The sequence below is a fragment of the Sphingopyxis sp. OPL5 genome (assembly GCF_003797775.2).
Lineage (GTDB): Bacteria > Pseudomonadota > Alphaproteobacteria > Sphingomonadales > Sphingomonadaceae > Sphingopyxis.
The window spans coordinates 3,045,963-3,059,347 of sequence record NZ_CP060725.1 but is presented as its reverse complement, the minus strand read 5'-3'; the positions used below and the strand labels follow the sequence as shown (position 1 = coordinate 3,059,347).

The 13,385-nt window shown below is 65.7% G+C and carries 14 protein-coding genes; 7 read left to right on the top strand and 7 right to left on the bottom strand.

Features of this window, described 5'->3' with window-relative positions:
- Positions 1–100: 100 nt before the first annotated feature.
- From EEB18_RS14740 to EEB18_RS14725, 4 genes are read right to left on the bottom strand one after another with little or no spacing between them, the layout of a single operon-like run.
- A complete protein-coding gene (locus EEB18_RS14740) occupies positions 101–562 on the bottom strand; it encodes a hypothetical protein (protein ID WP_187140616.1) in 462 nt (153 codons plus the stop codon).
- Positions 563–898, bottom strand: coding sequence for a hypothetical protein (locus EEB18_RS14735; protein ID WP_187140615.1), 336 nt, complete (start codon positions 896–898; stop codon positions 563–565).
- A gap of 34 nt (positions 899–932) precedes the next feature.
- Positions 933–1,355, bottom strand: a complete 423-nt coding sequence (locus EEB18_RS14730; protein WP_187140614.1) for a hypothetical protein — start codon at positions 1,353–1,355, stop codon at positions 933–935.
- Positions 1,356–1,378: 23 nt separating this feature from the next.
- A complete protein-coding gene (locus EEB18_RS14725; protein ID WP_187140613.1) occupies positions 1,379–2,101 on the bottom strand; it encodes a sterol desaturase family protein in 723 nt (240 codons plus the stop codon).
- Between EEB18_RS14725 and EEB18_RS14720 the strand changes: the two genes are divergently transcribed.
- The 6 genes from EEB18_RS14720 to EEB18_RS14695 all read left to right on the top strand — a co-directional run bounded on the left by EEB18_RS14720 (position 2,084) and on the right by EEB18_RS14695 (position 8,233).
- Positions 2,084–2,902, top strand: a complete 819-nt coding sequence (locus EEB18_RS14720; protein WP_222943104.1) for a TetR/AcrR family transcriptional regulator — start codon at positions 2,084–2,086, stop codon at positions 2,900–2,902. The two genes, EEB18_RS14725 and EEB18_RS14720, sit on opposite strands and share 18 nt — an antisense overlap.
- Positions 2,903–2,946: 44 nt before the next feature.
- Positions 2,947–3,858, top strand: a complete 912-nt coding sequence (locus EEB18_RS14715; RefSeq protein WP_187140612.1) for a hypothetical protein — start codon at positions 2,947–2,949, stop codon at positions 3,856–3,858.
- A 3-nt stretch (positions 3,859–3,861) separates the two neighbouring features.
- A complete protein-coding gene (locus tag EEB18_RS14710; protein WP_187140611.1) occupies positions 3,862–6,174 on the top strand; it encodes a hypothetical protein in 2,313 nt (770 codons plus the stop codon).
- A gap of 8 nt (positions 6,175–6,182) precedes the next feature.
- Positions 6,183–6,851, top strand: a complete 669-nt coding sequence (locus tag EEB18_RS14705; protein ID WP_262407938.1) for a DUF6445 family protein — start codon at positions 6,183–6,185, stop codon at positions 6,849–6,851.
- 119 nt (positions 6,852–6,970) lie between these two features.
- Positions 6,971–7,744 carry a hypothetical protein gene (locus EEB18_RS14700; protein WP_187140609.1) on the top strand — a complete coding sequence of 258 codons (774 nt, stop codon included), beginning with the start codon at positions 6,971–6,973 and terminating at the stop codon, positions 7,742–7,744.
- A gap of 150 nt (positions 7,745–7,894) precedes the next feature.
- Entirely contained in the window at positions 7,895–8,233 is a 339-nt protein-coding gene (locus EEB18_RS14695) for a hypothetical protein (RefSeq protein WP_056346042.1), read from the top strand.
- Here the strand turns inward: EEB18_RS14695 and EEB18_RS14690 are convergent.
- Both EEB18_RS14690 and EEB18_RS14685 read right to left on the bottom strand, forming a co-directional pair.
- Positions 8,119–8,469, bottom strand: a complete 351-nt coding sequence (locus EEB18_RS14690) for a DUF3387 domain-containing protein (RefSeq protein WP_262407937.1) — start codon at positions 8,467–8,469, stop codon at positions 8,119–8,121. The genes EEB18_RS14695 and EEB18_RS14690 overlap by 115 nt on opposite strands.
- A 65-nt stretch (positions 8,470–8,534) precedes the next feature.
- Positions 8,535–10,721, bottom strand: coding sequence for a TonB-dependent receptor (locus EEB18_RS14685; protein ID WP_187140608.1), 2,187 nt, complete (start codon positions 10,719–10,721; stop codon positions 8,535–8,537).
- Between the two features lie 256 nt (positions 10,722–10,977).
- Here EEB18_RS14685 and EEB18_RS14680 point away from each other — a divergent pair, with 256 nt between their 5' ends.
- Positions 10,978–12,366 (top strand): sulfatase-like hydrolase/transferase, encoded by a 1,389-nt coding sequence (locus EEB18_RS14680; protein ID WP_187140607.1) that lies wholly within the window; start codon positions 10,978–10,980, stop codon positions 12,364–12,366.
- On the opposite strand, the gene EEB18_RS14675 is transcribed toward EEB18_RS14680, so the two are convergent.
- On the bottom strand, positions 12,360–13,355 hold the full coding sequence (locus EEB18_RS14675) for a flavin reductase (RefSeq protein ID WP_187140606.1): 996 nt from the start codon (positions 13,353–13,355) through the stop codon (positions 12,360–12,362). The two genes, EEB18_RS14680 and EEB18_RS14675, sit on opposite strands and share 7 nt — an antisense overlap.
- Between the last annotated feature and the right edge of the window lie 30 nt (positions 13,356–13,385).

The following is a 13,385-nucleotide window of genomic DNA, read 5'->3' as shown; positions in this document are numbered from 1 at the left end:
TCCTTTTGTTGTTGGAGCCCTCCCCTAGTCATGTTTGTTGCAGTGCGGAAAGTGAAAAAGTCCGACGCTTTGATCGAAAATATCGATCAATGGCGCAACATCAGGATTCCTGCCCCGGCGTCGGCAGCAACAGGAAGTGCGTGCCCGCCATCGCCGCCAGCACACACAGCCCGAACAGGATCGAATGCGGTGCGCTGTCGGGTACATAATATTCGCCCGCGACGCCCCTGCTCCAGTAAATATGCCGGAAAAACAACAGCAACAGGCCGACCAGCACCGCGCCCGTCGCGACGATGACGTTGCCGGCGCGAAACGCCCCGGGCTGGTCGCTCCATTCGCCGTCGCGGTCGGCGAAGGCCCATGCCCCCGCACTCTGATAGGCGAACATGCCGCAGAAAAGCCCGAGGACGAACCAGATCGCATAGAGCAGCAGCCCGCTGTTGGCGCGCAGCGGCGCGATGTCGAACAGCGTGCAGACGATCACCCCGACGATATCGATGACGACGAGCCAGCCGGTCAGGACGACGGCCGTCTTCGCCGCCACCGCCGCGCCGCGGACCATTCAACGTGCCTCCATCGCCGCGACGCATTTGTCGATGTTCAGCGCGCCATAGTCGAAGATGTGCCGGCTGCCGTCGGTGAGGGTCACCGTCGCCTTTTTGCTGAACAATTTGCGCTGGACCTCGATGCCCGCGATCGCGTCCTTTTCGATCGCCAGCTGACCCGCGACGACATGGTTCGTCAGCACGCCGATCAGGCTCGCCTCCAGCTTTGCATCGTAAAGCAGGCGCTGATTCGTCACCGTCAGCTTGCCATTATATTTGCCGCCGCCGGGCGGGTGATAGAAGAGCGTCCAGCTGTCGATCGCCTGTTCACCAGGGCGCAGGTCGTGGGCCATGATCTTTCCTTTCGTGTCGTCGAAGCGCGCTCGCCTAGGCCGACGGCGGCGGGCAGCGGTCGGCCTCCTGCCCGGCCCAGACCGCGAAATCCTCGAACGGCCGTTTCTGGAACTCGGCGTCGACCGCGTCGGCCGCCGCCTTGATCGCAGCGTCGACCTGTTCGGGCTTGTGACCGATATTCCCCCCGACATTGCGCGCGATGCCGCGATAGGCTTCGGCCGCCGCCGCGCGCTGGGTCGCGGTGGCCGCCATCTCCGCGTCGCCGCCCTGCTCGGACAACACTTTGTAGAGCCGCGCCACCGCGTCGAAACTGGCCTGGCAGCGGACCGCGATGTCATAGCCCGCCGTGTCGATCTCGGCCGACGCCGCCTTGGCTTTTTCCGCCTTCTGCTCGGCCGATTCGCCGCAGCCGGCCAGCCCGACCGCGAGCAACGCGATCATCATCCCTGTTTTCATGCCCCTGTCTCCCCTGTTGTTCCTCACGCGATTTCCTTGCCGACCAGCATCTTGCCCATCTGCCGCGACGAGCCGTCGAAAAAGCCCGCCTCGCCATGCCATTCGCGCGGGTTGCGAAAGGTGCCGAGCAGGATGTCGAAGATCGGGATGTCGCCATAATTATAGGCGTGCAGCCCGCGTTCGTGATGCACCGAATGGCTTTCGGGACGCGTGACCAGATAGCCGAGCCAGTGCGGGGTGCGGACATTGGCGTGCTGGAAAATGGTGCAGAAGGTCGCGACGACCGACACCACCAGCGCCGCCTCCGCCGTCAGGCCGATGCCGAGCACCAGCGCGCAGCTGCCGATGAGCGCCCAGCCGATCATGTCGAACGGGTGGAAATAGAAAGTACCCCAGATGTCGACGCGTTCGGCGCTGTGGTGCATCTGATGCAGCCAGCGCCACAGCGGCTGAACCTTGTGCATCGTCCGGTGCCAGGCATAGATCAGGAATTCATAGGCGAAGAAGCCGATCACGACCTGCGCCCAGAAGGGCCAGCGCGACCCGTCGACCAGCTGATATTGCCCGAGCGTCGTATCCCAGAGCAAAGGCGAATAGGTGGTGACGCCGAAATAGAGCGCGGTGAAGACGAGCCCCTTCGCGCGCCACAGCGGCACGTCGGGGAAATTCCGCGCGCGAAACAACAGGTCGAGCGCGGCGAAGACCCCGAACATCGACAGCGCGATTACATGATAGATGCCGAACATCGCGGTGCCCCCTGGCTGCTGGCTTTGGTCCGGCCTTGCTATGGCATCGTCCCGGTCGGCGATAGTATACTTGCGGTCGCTTTTATTTTCCCGCAGAAATACGGGCTTTCCGGCAAGGACGAAGAGGCGTCGGCGATGGAGGGATTGGATAGTGGAGCGTCCGCCGCGGCGGATGCGGCCCCGGCGCCGCTGGCGAAGGGCAAGCGGACGCGCGAGCGGCTGCTCGATGCCGCCAATGACGCGATATTGACCAAGGGCTTTGCCGCGACCTCGATCGACGAACTGGTCGAAGCGGCGGGCATCACCAAGGGCGGCTTCTTCTATCATTTCCGCGACAAGGGCGACCTTGCCCGGCAATTGCTGCAGCGTTTCCTGGAGGAAGACGACGCCGCGATGGACGTGCTCACCGACCGCGCGCACGACCTGGCCGAAGACCCGATGCAGCGCTTCCTGATCTTCCTCGACCTCTATGCCGACATGATGGACGAGATGGAGGACGTGCATCCGGGCTGCCTTGTCGCGGCGATCATCTATCAGGAGCAGGCTTTCGACCGCGAGGTGCGCGCGTTGCTGTTCGAAGCGGCGATGCGCTGGCGTGCGCGGTTCCGCATCTGGTTCATCGCGATCGGCGAACGCCATCGCCCCGTCGCACCGATCGACCTCGACACGATCGCCGACAGTTTCAGCGCGGTGATCGAAGGATCGATCGTGCTGACCCGTGCACTCGGCGACCACCGGCTGATGGGGCGCCAGCTGCGGCTGTTCCGGTCGATGGTGCAGGCGGCCTATGGGGTGACCTGAAGCGGCGCCTTGCGGCGCGACCGGCCGCATGGCAAGATTTGCGCATGACGGGCGGGGCGGACAATCGATTGATAAGGCTGGATTTGCCGGGCGGGGTACGCGTCACCGCGTCGGACGACCCGGCATCGCCAGTGCTGGCGCGCTTCTTTGCGGGTTACGACCGCGCCTTCGTGCTGCCCGACGAGCGCGAGGAACTGGGCGGGTTCGCAGCGTGCCTAGCGCTCAACGCAAGCCATCGCCACGCCTATGGCCGCACCCATAGCGAGCTAGTCGCGATCTTCGAGGATGAAGGCGGGACGTTGCTCGGCGGCGCGAACTTCCTTGCGACCGCGATCAACCGCGGGGCCGCGCTGCCCCCGGCGGCGGTCGCGCTCAACTATGTCTATGTCGAGGAGGCGGCGCGCGGGCGCGGCATGCTGCGCGTCATCCTCGGCGCGGTGCGGCAGCTCGCGCTCCTCGCGCTCGGGCTCGATCCCGACGGGCCGGCGCCGGCGGTCTTCATCGAACAGAATGACCCACTGCGGCTGACCGCCGAGGAATATGCCGCCGACACCGCGCATTCGGGCACCGACCAGGTCGACCGGCTTGCAATCTGGGCACGCGTCGGCACGCGGATCGTCGACTTTCCCTATGTCCAGCCGGCGCTGTCGGCCGGGCAGCAAGCCGACGACGGGCTGATTTACGCGGCGGTCGACTATCCCGGCGATGCGGTCGACGCGAGGCTGCTCCACGACCATCTCGAAAGCTTTTTCGGCATTTCGGTGCGCAAGGGCGAAGACGAGGCGCCGGGCGGAGTGGCGGCGGCGCAGCTCGCGGCGCTGGCATCGCGCGGCGCCCCGGTGGCGCTGCTGCCGATGGAACCCGCGATCGCCTGGCTGCGCGCCGGGCGACGGACCGCGGGCCATGACGGCTTCCGCGCGCTCGCGGCGGCGGCGGCGGACGAGAGGGGGGACTAGCCGATGGCGGTGCGGGGCGACTGGGACGATGCGCAGGGCTTTGAAAGCGCGAAGTCGGGCACGCTCTATTGGACGCTGTCGCTCTATATCGATCCCGACCGCGTCGCCGAGGCGGTCGGGCAAAAGGGCAAGCCCGTCGCGCACGGCCAGTTCGGCGCGGTCCAGCGCGACCACCTGCCGTCGGTGATGTTGCGCAACGCGATCGATCCGCTGTTCAACGACATCGCCGACCGCGAGGTGCAGGGCGAGGTGCAGGAGCATCTGATCGCCGCGATCGATGCGCCCGCGGGCGACTATCCCACCACCCCGGCGGGGGAGCGCGCGCGGCGCAAGTCGGCCGACCGGGCGATCCGCCGTCACGAACGGCTGATCTTCAAGCTGCCGCCCGCGATCGAATGGTCGACCGAAGGGCTGTCCTATCGCGCCGCGCCGCCGGGGCTGAAGGACGATCGGGCGGTGCGCTTTCGCCGCTTCTGGCTGGCGCACAACAATGGCGGGCTGAGCTATCATCTGAGCTTCAGCCACCATTATGCCTCGCTCGCTGCGCCCGGCGACGAAGGCGGCTATGATCCCGCAACTTATTATTTCCTGTCGCTGCTGCAAAAGCTTGCGGCGCCCAAGGAGTTCGAACTCGACGCGCGCCACGGGGGCGAGGCGTCGGTATTCGACGACAAGCTGGGGATCGCGCCGCTCGACGACATCACGGTCCGCGGCGCGCGCGGCAAGGCCGAGCGGTTCTGGCCCTTTGTCCGTGAACAATTGCTGGGCGACGGCGAACGGCTGTTCCAACGCCTGGCCAGGGTCACCGGCACGACGCCGATGGCCGACCTGAGCGATGTCCTGATCGACAAGGTGCCGTTCATCGAGGTGCCGGGGCTGAAGGTCCCCAAGTCGCGCTTCATGTTCCTGATCCACGACGAGCGCTTCTTCAAACGGCTGATGCCGCTCGATCCCGCGTCGGGGGAGAGCGCGGCGCGCAAGGCGATGGTGCAGGAACCCTGTTACCAGCCCTATCAGGACGAGCTCGCCGAGCGCGTCGACAAGGCGTCGAAGGGCAAGGGCGTCGTCCAGCTCGACACGACATTCTGGGACTGGGTGAAGGCGCGGCCCGACTATGCGGACTGGATCGGCGGCGCCCGCCCGAATTTGCGGGCCGTCGGCGGCGGCGCTTTTGCGAGCGTCGGCGCGCTGGCTGAGGCGATCCGTGCCGACGGCGCCGAATGGGCGGAATATGATGCGACCGGCCAGGTCGCATCGGTCACCCCGATGGCGAGGATCCCGGCCTTCGAAGCGGGCCGGACCGATTGCCTCGACTATCTGTTCCTCGCCGGGTTCAACCAGAATATCATCGATTTCATGAACCAGGACACGTCGGAGATCCTCGACAGCATCGACCCCATCTATCCCGACAGCAGCGAACAGTCCGACGAGCGCTTCTTCGTCCGCTATGCCAACCACCGCGCGATGATCAGCTATGTGCCGCGCAGCCGCAGTCTCGAAACCGGCAACGACTATATCGGCACCTGCCCCTATGCGTTCCTGATCCACGCCATGTCGCTGCACAACGAGTTCCTCGCGCGCGAGCATGAAGCGAAGAGCATGGCGCGGATCGAGCGCATCGAATGGCATGTCGCCAACGGCGAATGGCAGGCCGACAAGCGCCGGCAACAAGCGCCCGCGCCGCCGAGCGAGGCGGTCGCGCGGCTGAACGAACGCGAGCAGCTGACCGGTCACGACGATTTCGACAAGGCCGAAACCGCGATCAACCAGGCCAAGCTGGCCGAGTACAGGGAGTATGAGCGGTTCCGATACGCCAACCCCTTTCGCTACGACACCGAGCGCGACGTCTTCACCAAGCTGGAGGAACTGCGCGGCACGAAGCGCAAGAAGGATGCGCTGGCGCTCGCGGTGGCGAGCCTCGAGGATCATGCCAGCGATCTGCAGCGACGCCACCAGGCCGACGCCGACCGTGCGGCGGCCCGGCGCGAGACCCAGTTCAACATCCTGCTCGGCGGCACCGGGGTCTTCGGCGCCGGGCAGATGATCTACTGGATCGGCGACACCGCCGTCGGCGGCACCAGCGCCACCGCCGATTCGAAACCCGTCACGCTCGACTATCTGGGGCTGCCCGGCGTCGAGCTGACGGGACCGCAGATCATGCACGCGACCGAGACGGTCATGGCCTATGCGCTGATCCTCTTTATCTTCGCGCTTCTCTATATCGCCTCCGACATCCTCTGGACGCGGCTGCGCGGCACGCGGCTCGGCGACTGGATCGCGGCGCGGCTGGCGCGGCTCCGCCCGCCGCGCCGATGATGGCGGCTATGCCGGTCCGGATCGAGACGATCGGCGGCGAGGCGCAGCCGCTGTGCATCCTCGACGATTTCGCGCCCGACCCCGACGCCCTGCGCGGTTTCGCTGCCACCGCCGCGTTCGAACCCGCGCTCCACCATTATCCGGGCATCCGCGCCGCGCTGCCGGCCGGATATTTCGACACGGCACTGCCCGCGATCACCGAGACGGCGGCGCACGCCTTTGGCCGCACCGGACCGGTGACGATCATCGACGCGAGTTTCTCGATCGTCACCACGCCGCCGGAGACCCTCAGCATCGCGCAGCGCCTGCCGCATGTCGATGCCTTCACCCCCGACCGCATCGCCTTCATCCACTATCTGTCGCCGGAAGGCGGCGATGGGACCGCCTTTTTCCGCCACCGTTCAACGGGGTTCGAGACGGTGACCGAGGAACGGCGCGCGCTTTATTTCCGCCAGCTCGACACCGAACTGCGCCATCGCGGCCCGCCGCCGGCCGCCTATGTCGCGGGCGATACGGCGCTGTTCGCGCAAGCCCATGTCGCGGCGGCGCGTTACAACCGCGCACTGCTCTATCGCAGCAGCAACCTTCACAGCGGCGCGATCTCGCCCGAGGCCGCGCTGTCGCCCGATCCGCGCCAGGGGCGACTGACGATCACGGCGTTCCTGTCGATCGGCTGAGCGGCCGGCCGCCATGGGGTTCATCGGTCGGCGCTCACTCTTGTCAAAGGCCTGGCGCCCCACTATTCCGCGCGGATGAAGCCCCCGGCCCCTCGACCAGCGGTCGCCGCGACCCAAGATTGCGTCCCCTGAGCCCTGTTCCAGCCACGCCCTATGTCAAGCAGCTCAGCATCGGGCGGGGGCCCCGTGCGCTTGCCATAGGTCTGACGGTCTCGATCACGGGGCTTCTGCTGCTGCTCCTGCTCTCCTTTGGCCGCGACCAGCCGCTGAAGAAGAAGGAAGAATATGTCAGCGTGGTCAGCCTCCCGGCCAGCGAGATCGCCGAGGAAGCGCCCGAACCAAGTAGCCCGAAGAGCAAGCAGGCCGAGGACAAGCCCGTGCCGCCGCAGCCGACGCCCGCGGAACCGGCCAAACCCTTACCCCCGACAGCCGTCGAACCGAGGACCGCGCCGACCATAGCGCCGCCATCCGAACCGCCACCCTTGCCGACGGTTCCGCGGATCGGCGTTCGCCCCCCCGGCGGGGCTGTCTACGGGCCGCCCAACAAGGGAGGCTCGTCCTCGTCCAGCGACACGGCGCGGGTGGGAACCGCGCCCAATGGCGAGCCGCTCTATGCCGCGGCCTGGTATCGCGAGCCGAGCAATGACGAGTTGCGCGGTTATTTGTCCACCGCCAGCGGCCCCGGCTGGGGGCTGATCGCCTGCCGCACGGCGCCGGATTATCGTGTCGAGGATTGCGTCGGGCTCGACGAATATCCGACCGGATCGCAGATCAATCGCGCGGTGCTCGCCGCGGCGTGGCAGTTTAGGGTACGGGCTCCGCGACGCGGGGGCCAACCCATGGTGGGCAGTTGGGTCAGGATCCGAATCGATTACAGCAACGGACGGCGTTAGGAGCGATGGCGGAGCGTGACGCCTTTGGGCATCTGGCGTCCCCGTAGCGATGACATTCCGGTGAACGGCCAGGCCGGAGATACGCCTGTGGCAATGCGCATCGCATCGGGATAGGTGTGCGGCGCAAATTCAGATCCTTCAGGTAGAACCATGGCCCGCAGACATTCGAAACATGATCCCTATGGAGACCTGCACCGCGAGGAGACACCGCCGGCGACGATACCGTCCTGCTGGCTCTGCGGCCGGCCCACCGGCAAAACCATCGTCTGGCACCATCCCGTCCCCAAAAGCCGGGGCGGCCGCGATGTTGTTCCCATGCATTCGATTTGCCAGCAGACGCTGATCGCCAATTTCACGAATTCCGAGCTGCAGCGCTACGGGATGGATGTGGAGGGCCTGCTGGCCCACCCCAATGTGCGCAAATTTGTCGATTGGGTGGCGAAAAAAGATCCCGATTTCACCGCAACCACGGCCAAGAAACAACGTTGATCGGACGGCGCCTTCTGCAAATCGGGCGGATAGCCATAACGCACCAGCAGCTTTCGAAGCTCAATCCGCATTTTTGCGCGGGAACTTTCTTTCTGCGTCCAATCGACAGTCACCGTGCTGCGGATTGTCTTGACCAACAGTTGAGCGAGGGTGCGGAGCATTTCGCGCTCCATCCAGTCTCCGGCTGATCCATTCTCTGCCAAGGCATCGCAAAAGGCTAACTCTTCAGCGGCCATGGCAGGAAGGAAGCCGGGATTGGATCTAACCCCGCACCGCGTTGACGGACAGGAGCCAAACCCAATCAATATTGCCACTTCGCCTGCACCGCGATCGTGCGCGGCGGCTGGATGAACTTCGAAATGACCCCGGCGGCGAGCGGCGTGTTGAAGGCGTGGCTCGCGGTCAGTTCGTCGGTCAGATTCTTGCCCACGATCGCGAGTTCCCATTTCTTGTTCGATGCGCGAATGCCGAGCCGAAGATCGAATTTGGCGTAGCTGTCCTGCGCCGCCGCCGGATTATAGCTTTCTTCGAGGAACGCGCTGCTGCGATAGGTCATGCCGCCGTTGGCGACGAAATCGACCGAATCGCTGACCGGCACCGCAATATCGGCGAACAGCGTCCCGCTCCATTTGGGAGAGCGCGGCAGCGGTCGTCCGGCGGCATTGTTGTTCGCCGGCACGCAGGTCGGGTTGGTGAACGGGCACGGCGCGCCGGGGAATTCGATGAATTTGGCATCGAGATAGGCAAGCGAGCCGTTGAGCGACACGCCGTCGGCGATCTGCCAGCTGAAATCGCTCTCGACCCCCTGGCTGCGCGCTTCGCCGGCATTGGTGGTGATGAAGCTGTTGCTCACCGCGTCGAAGGAGGAGACCTGCAAATTGGTGAAATCGGTCCGGAACGCGGCGATGTTGAAGCGCAGGCGGCGATCGAAGAGCGCGAGCTTGGCCCCGACTTCGAAGGTCTCGGCCGCCTCGGGCTCGATCTCGAACTGCGCCTGCGTCGTCGTCGCCTGCGCGCCGATGAAGCCGCCCGCCTTCGAGCCCTGGCCATAGGAGGCGTAGAGCATCGCGTCGGGGGTCGCGTCCCATTGCAGCGCGACCGAAGGGTCCCATTCGCGCTCGACGCGATGCCCCGACAGCGGGGTCGCGAGCCAGGTCGGCTGGACAACCCCCGTGTTGACGCGCGTCTGGTCGGCGGTCTTGCGGTCATAGGTGTAACGCAGGCTACCGATCAGGCGCAGGCTGTCGGCGACGTGCCAGGTCGCGCTGCCGAAGCCCGAAAGCGCGACATTTTCCTGCCGAAAACTGCGGTCGGAGCGCCCGTTGAACGGCCCGAAGCGGATCAGCGTGGTCTGGAACAGGTCATAGTCGTTCACATGGAAATAGCCGCCGAGGATATATTCGATGCGGCCCGTCGTCGGCGAGGCGAGGCGGATTTCCTGCGACATCTGGCTGAACTTCTCGGCAAAGCTCGATGCGAAGGACGGGTTCGGCCCGAAATCGGCATCGACCTTCTTCTCGAAATCATAGGAGGAGAAGCCGGTGACCGAGGTCAGCACATGGTCGCCGATGTCGATATTGGCGGTCGCGCTGGCGTTGAGATTGTCGGTGTTGTCGAAATCCTTGTCCATAAAGCCGGGGAAGCCGCCGGTCTGGCGTTCGCGGTCGGGATCGTTCGCGGTCAGGAAACGTTCGACGGCGGTACCCGTCAGGTCGACCTTGCCCCCCTCGACCCGGATCAACAGGTCGGCGCCATTGCCCGGATCGATCAGGACCGAGGCGCGGCCGAAGAGGCTTTCGCGCTTGGTTTCGTTGCCGCCAAGCAAGGTGTTTTCGATATAACCGTCGCTGTCTTCATATTGCGCCGCGACGCGCACGCTGACCGCGTCGGACACCGGCCCCGACACCATGCCGAACAGCCGCGTGCCGCCGAGTTCGAATTCATAGCTACCCTCGAGCGTCGCGCGGAAATCGCGCGTCGGCCGCGCGCTGACGACGCTGATCGCGCCGGCGCTGGTATTCTTGCCGACGAGCGCGCCCTGCGGCCCGCGCAATATCTCGATCCGTTCGACGTCGAGGAAGGGTGCCTGGAACTGGCGCGCATGGCCGCCATAGATGCCGTCGACGAACAGGCCGACGGTCTGTTCGAACGCCAGATTACCCGGGGTCGAGCCGATCCCGCGGATGTAGAAAGCGTTATTCCCCGGGGTCGTCTGGACATAGAAATTGGGGACGTAGCGGTCGAGTTCGTTGAAGTCCTTGATGCCGAGCTCGGTGAGCTGCTCGCCGCCGACGACGGTCATCGAGATCGGGACGTCCTGCACATCCTGCTCGCGCTTCTGCGCGGTCACCACGATGATGTTGCTGTCGTCCGACGCGGCGGTGTCGTCGGCCTGCTGCGCCAGTGCCGGGACCGCGAAAAACATCGCCCCCGCCGACGCCAGCAAGCACAGGCGGACCGAACAAAATTGCGCTGCCTTGGCCGTCATCCACTCTCTCCCTCTGGCCGCCCTGATTTTGCCGGTGCGGTCCGTTGCTTCGACCATTCGTTTAGTGTTCTAAGCATATATTGTAAAGTAGGTTGACATAATTTTCGATCTGAGGGAGCATGGCTCGGCCACGAAAGAGCCAAAAACCGCCGCGATTTCATTTCGATCGCTTCGCCGTAAGCGACGCGGAAAAATCGGATCGCGCGGAGCAAAACCGGCCGATATTGCGGCGGGAAACGAGAGAGAGGATGGCATCATGTTGAGCAGGCGGACCTTGGTGAAGGCAGGTGCGGCATCGGCGATCACCGGGTTGCTCGGTGCGCCGGCGGTCGCCCGTCCGGCGGCCGCCACGGCCCCCAATATCGTCTTCATCCTCGCCGACGATCTCGGCTTTGCCGACCTCGGCTGTTTCGGCCGCGACGATATCGCGACCCCCGCGCTCGACACACTCGCGGCCGGCGGCGTCGCGCTGCATCGCTCCTATTCGAACAGCAGCGTCTGTTCGCCGACCCGGCTGGCGCTGATGACCGGCCGCTATCAATATCGCTTTCCGGCGGGGCTCGACGAACCGCTCGGCGTCCACCCCGAACTCGGGCTTGGCGACGAGGTGGTCACCCTGCCCGACCTGTTGAAGCGCGCGGGCTATGACACCTCGCTCGTCGGCAAATGGCATCTTGGCGGCCTGCCCGACCATGGCCCGCGCAAGAGCGGCTACGACCGTTTCTTCGGCATCTATCAGGGCGGCGCCGATTATTTCGAGCATGGCATGACGATTCGCGGCAATTTCCGCCACGACCTGTGGGAGAATGAGACCGAGATCCGCCGCAGCGGCTATCTCACCGACCTGATCACCGAACGCTGCGTCGCCGAACTCGGCCGCTTCAAGGAGGCGGGGCGCCCCTTTCTGCTCAGCGCGCATTACACCGCGCCGCACTGGCCGTGGGAGGGGCCGGCCGACGAGGAGGTGGCGAAGACGATCCGCGATTCGTTTCACTATGACGGCGGCAGCAACGCCGTCTACGCCGCGATGGTCGAAAGCCTCGATCGCGGGGTCGGGCAATTGCTCGCGGCACTCGCGGCCAATGGCCAGGCCGACAACACGATCGTGATCTTCACCAGCGACAATGGCGGCGAGCGTTTCTCGAAGGTCTGGCCGCTACGCGGGATGAAGGGCGAATTGCTCGAGGGCGGGATCAGGGTGCCGACGCTGATGCGCTGGCCCGGACGCGTAAAGGCCGGCACGCGCAGCGAGCTTGTCCAGATCACGATGGACTGGGTGCCGACGCTGCTCGCGGCGGCGGGGGTCGCGGAAAAAGACTGGCCGGCGCTCGACGGCCGCAACCTCCTGCCCCAGCTTCTCGACGGGACGACGGGGTCGCCGCGCCAACTCTTCTGGCGCCACAAGGCGCAGGACCAGCGCGCGGCGATCGAAGGCTCGCTCAAATATCTGGCGATGAGCGGGCACGAGTTCCTGTTCGACATCGCCGCCGACCCGCGCGAGGTCGCGAATCTGAAGACCGTGCAGCCCGAGGCCTTCGACCGGCTCAAAAGTGCATTCGCGGCATGGGACCGCGACATGCTGCCCTATCTGCCGTCGACGTTCAGCTATGAGCTGCGCGGCAACGGCCACCTCGCGGGTTATTGAGCGGCGGGCTCGGGGATCTCGGGGGGCCGACCCCAGTCGCGCGCCAGCGTGGTGCGCAGCGCGTCGAGCGCCTTGCTGCCGATCCGCTCGCCGAGCGCCGCGTCGATCTTGCCCAATATCTCGAGCGCGTCGGCACGCAGCTGCCGCGATTTTTCGCTGAAGGCGACGATCGACGCGCGCTTGTCGGTCGGGTCGGGCTCGATCACGATCCAGTCGCGCTCGACCATCTCCTGCAGCATCTTGCTGACCCCCTGGCGCGTGATGCCGAGGTTGCGGGCGAGGTCCGCGGGGCGGCGCACCCCGAGCGCGATATTGGCGAAGGTCATCGACTGCGAGCGCGACACGGCCTCCCAGCCGCGCGCGCGCAGCGCCGACTGGAGACCCTCGTCGAACCAATAGAAGGCGCGCATCACGTCGAGCATCAGATAGCCGTCCTGCATCGCGCCCGCTTCGCCCAGCCGCGCCGATTGCGCAACCAAATTGATCGCCGCCTGCGCGAGCGGGAAGAGATAGGCGCCGTCGTGGAACCCCAACGGCGACAACAGGCCGCGCTGCCACACGTCGACGACTTCGCCGATCACCACCGCATGGGTCGCATGGTCGACGATCGACACGGGGCGCAGCACGATGCTGGCGCAGGCGTCGGCGAGCCGCGGCGGCCCCTCGGCCGCGATCCGCCAGTCGCCGACCGCGAAACGCTCTTCGGCCGCGACGCCGCCGCCGCAGCGCTGCGATATGTCGGCCTGGTCCGCAGCGAGCAGGTTGACGCAAAGATCGGCGCCCGCCGCGACAGCGCTATGCGTCGCATTGGCGCGGTTGATGCAGACGAGCATCGAAGGCGGGTCCATGCTGACCTCGCAAAAGGCGGTCGCCGCCATCGCGTAGCGCTGCCCCGCATGCGCGGCGGTCACCACCGCGACGGGGCGCACCAGCGTGCGCAGCGCGGCGCGGAGACCGGCGGCGGGCGAGATATTGGCCTGATCTGTCATCCTCTCGCCATGCCCGCGCGAAGGATTTTA

Coding starts and splice junctions, on each gene's coding strand:
- EEB18_RS14730 (WP_187140614.1), bottom strand. CDS start 1,355: ATGAAAACAGGGATGATGATCGCGTTGCTCGCGGTCGGGCTGGCCGGC.
- EEB18_RS14675 (WP_187140606.1), bottom strand. CDS start 13,355: ATGACAGATCAGGCCAATATCTCGCCCGCCGCCGGTCTCCGCGCCGCG.
- EEB18_RS14715 (WP_187140612.1), top strand. CDS start 2,947: ATGACGGGCGGGGCGGACAATCGATTGATAAGGCTGGATTTGCCGGGC.
- EEB18_RS14710 (WP_187140611.1), top strand. CDS start 3,862: ATGGCGGTGCGGGGCGACTGGGACGATGCGCAGGGCTTTGAAAGCGCG.
- EEB18_RS14725 (WP_187140613.1), bottom strand. CDS start 2,101: ATGTTCGGCATCTATCATGTAATCGCGCTGTCGATGTTCGGGGTCTTC.
- EEB18_RS14695 (WP_056346042.1), top strand. CDS start 7,895: ATGGCCCGCAGACATTCGAAACATGATCCCTATGGAGACCTGCACCGC.
- EEB18_RS14740 (WP_187140616.1), bottom strand. CDS start 562: ATGGTCCGCGGCGCGGCGGTGGCGGCGAAGACGGCCGTCGTCCTGACC.
- EEB18_RS14685 (WP_187140608.1), bottom strand. CDS start 10,721: ATGACGGCCAAGGCAGCGCAATTTTGTTCGGTCCGCCTGTGCTTGCTG.
- EEB18_RS14735 (WP_187140615.1), bottom strand. CDS start 898: ATGGCCCACGACCTGCGCCCTGGTGAACAGGCGATCGACAGCTGGACG.
- EEB18_RS14705 (WP_262407938.1), top strand. CDS start 6,183: ATGCCGGTCCGGATCGAGACGATCGGCGGCGAGGCGCAGCCGCTGTGC.
- EEB18_RS14680 (WP_187140607.1), top strand. CDS start 10,978: ATGTTGAGCAGGCGGACCTTGGTGAAGGCAGGTGCGGCATCGGCGATC.
- EEB18_RS14690 (WP_262407937.1), bottom strand. CDS start 8,469: ATGGCCGCTGAAGAGTTAGCCTTTTGCGATGCCTTGGCAGAGAATGGA.
- EEB18_RS14720 (WP_222943104.1), top strand. CDS start 2,084: ATGATAGATGCCGAACATCGCGGTGCCCCCTGGCTGCTGGCTTTGGTC.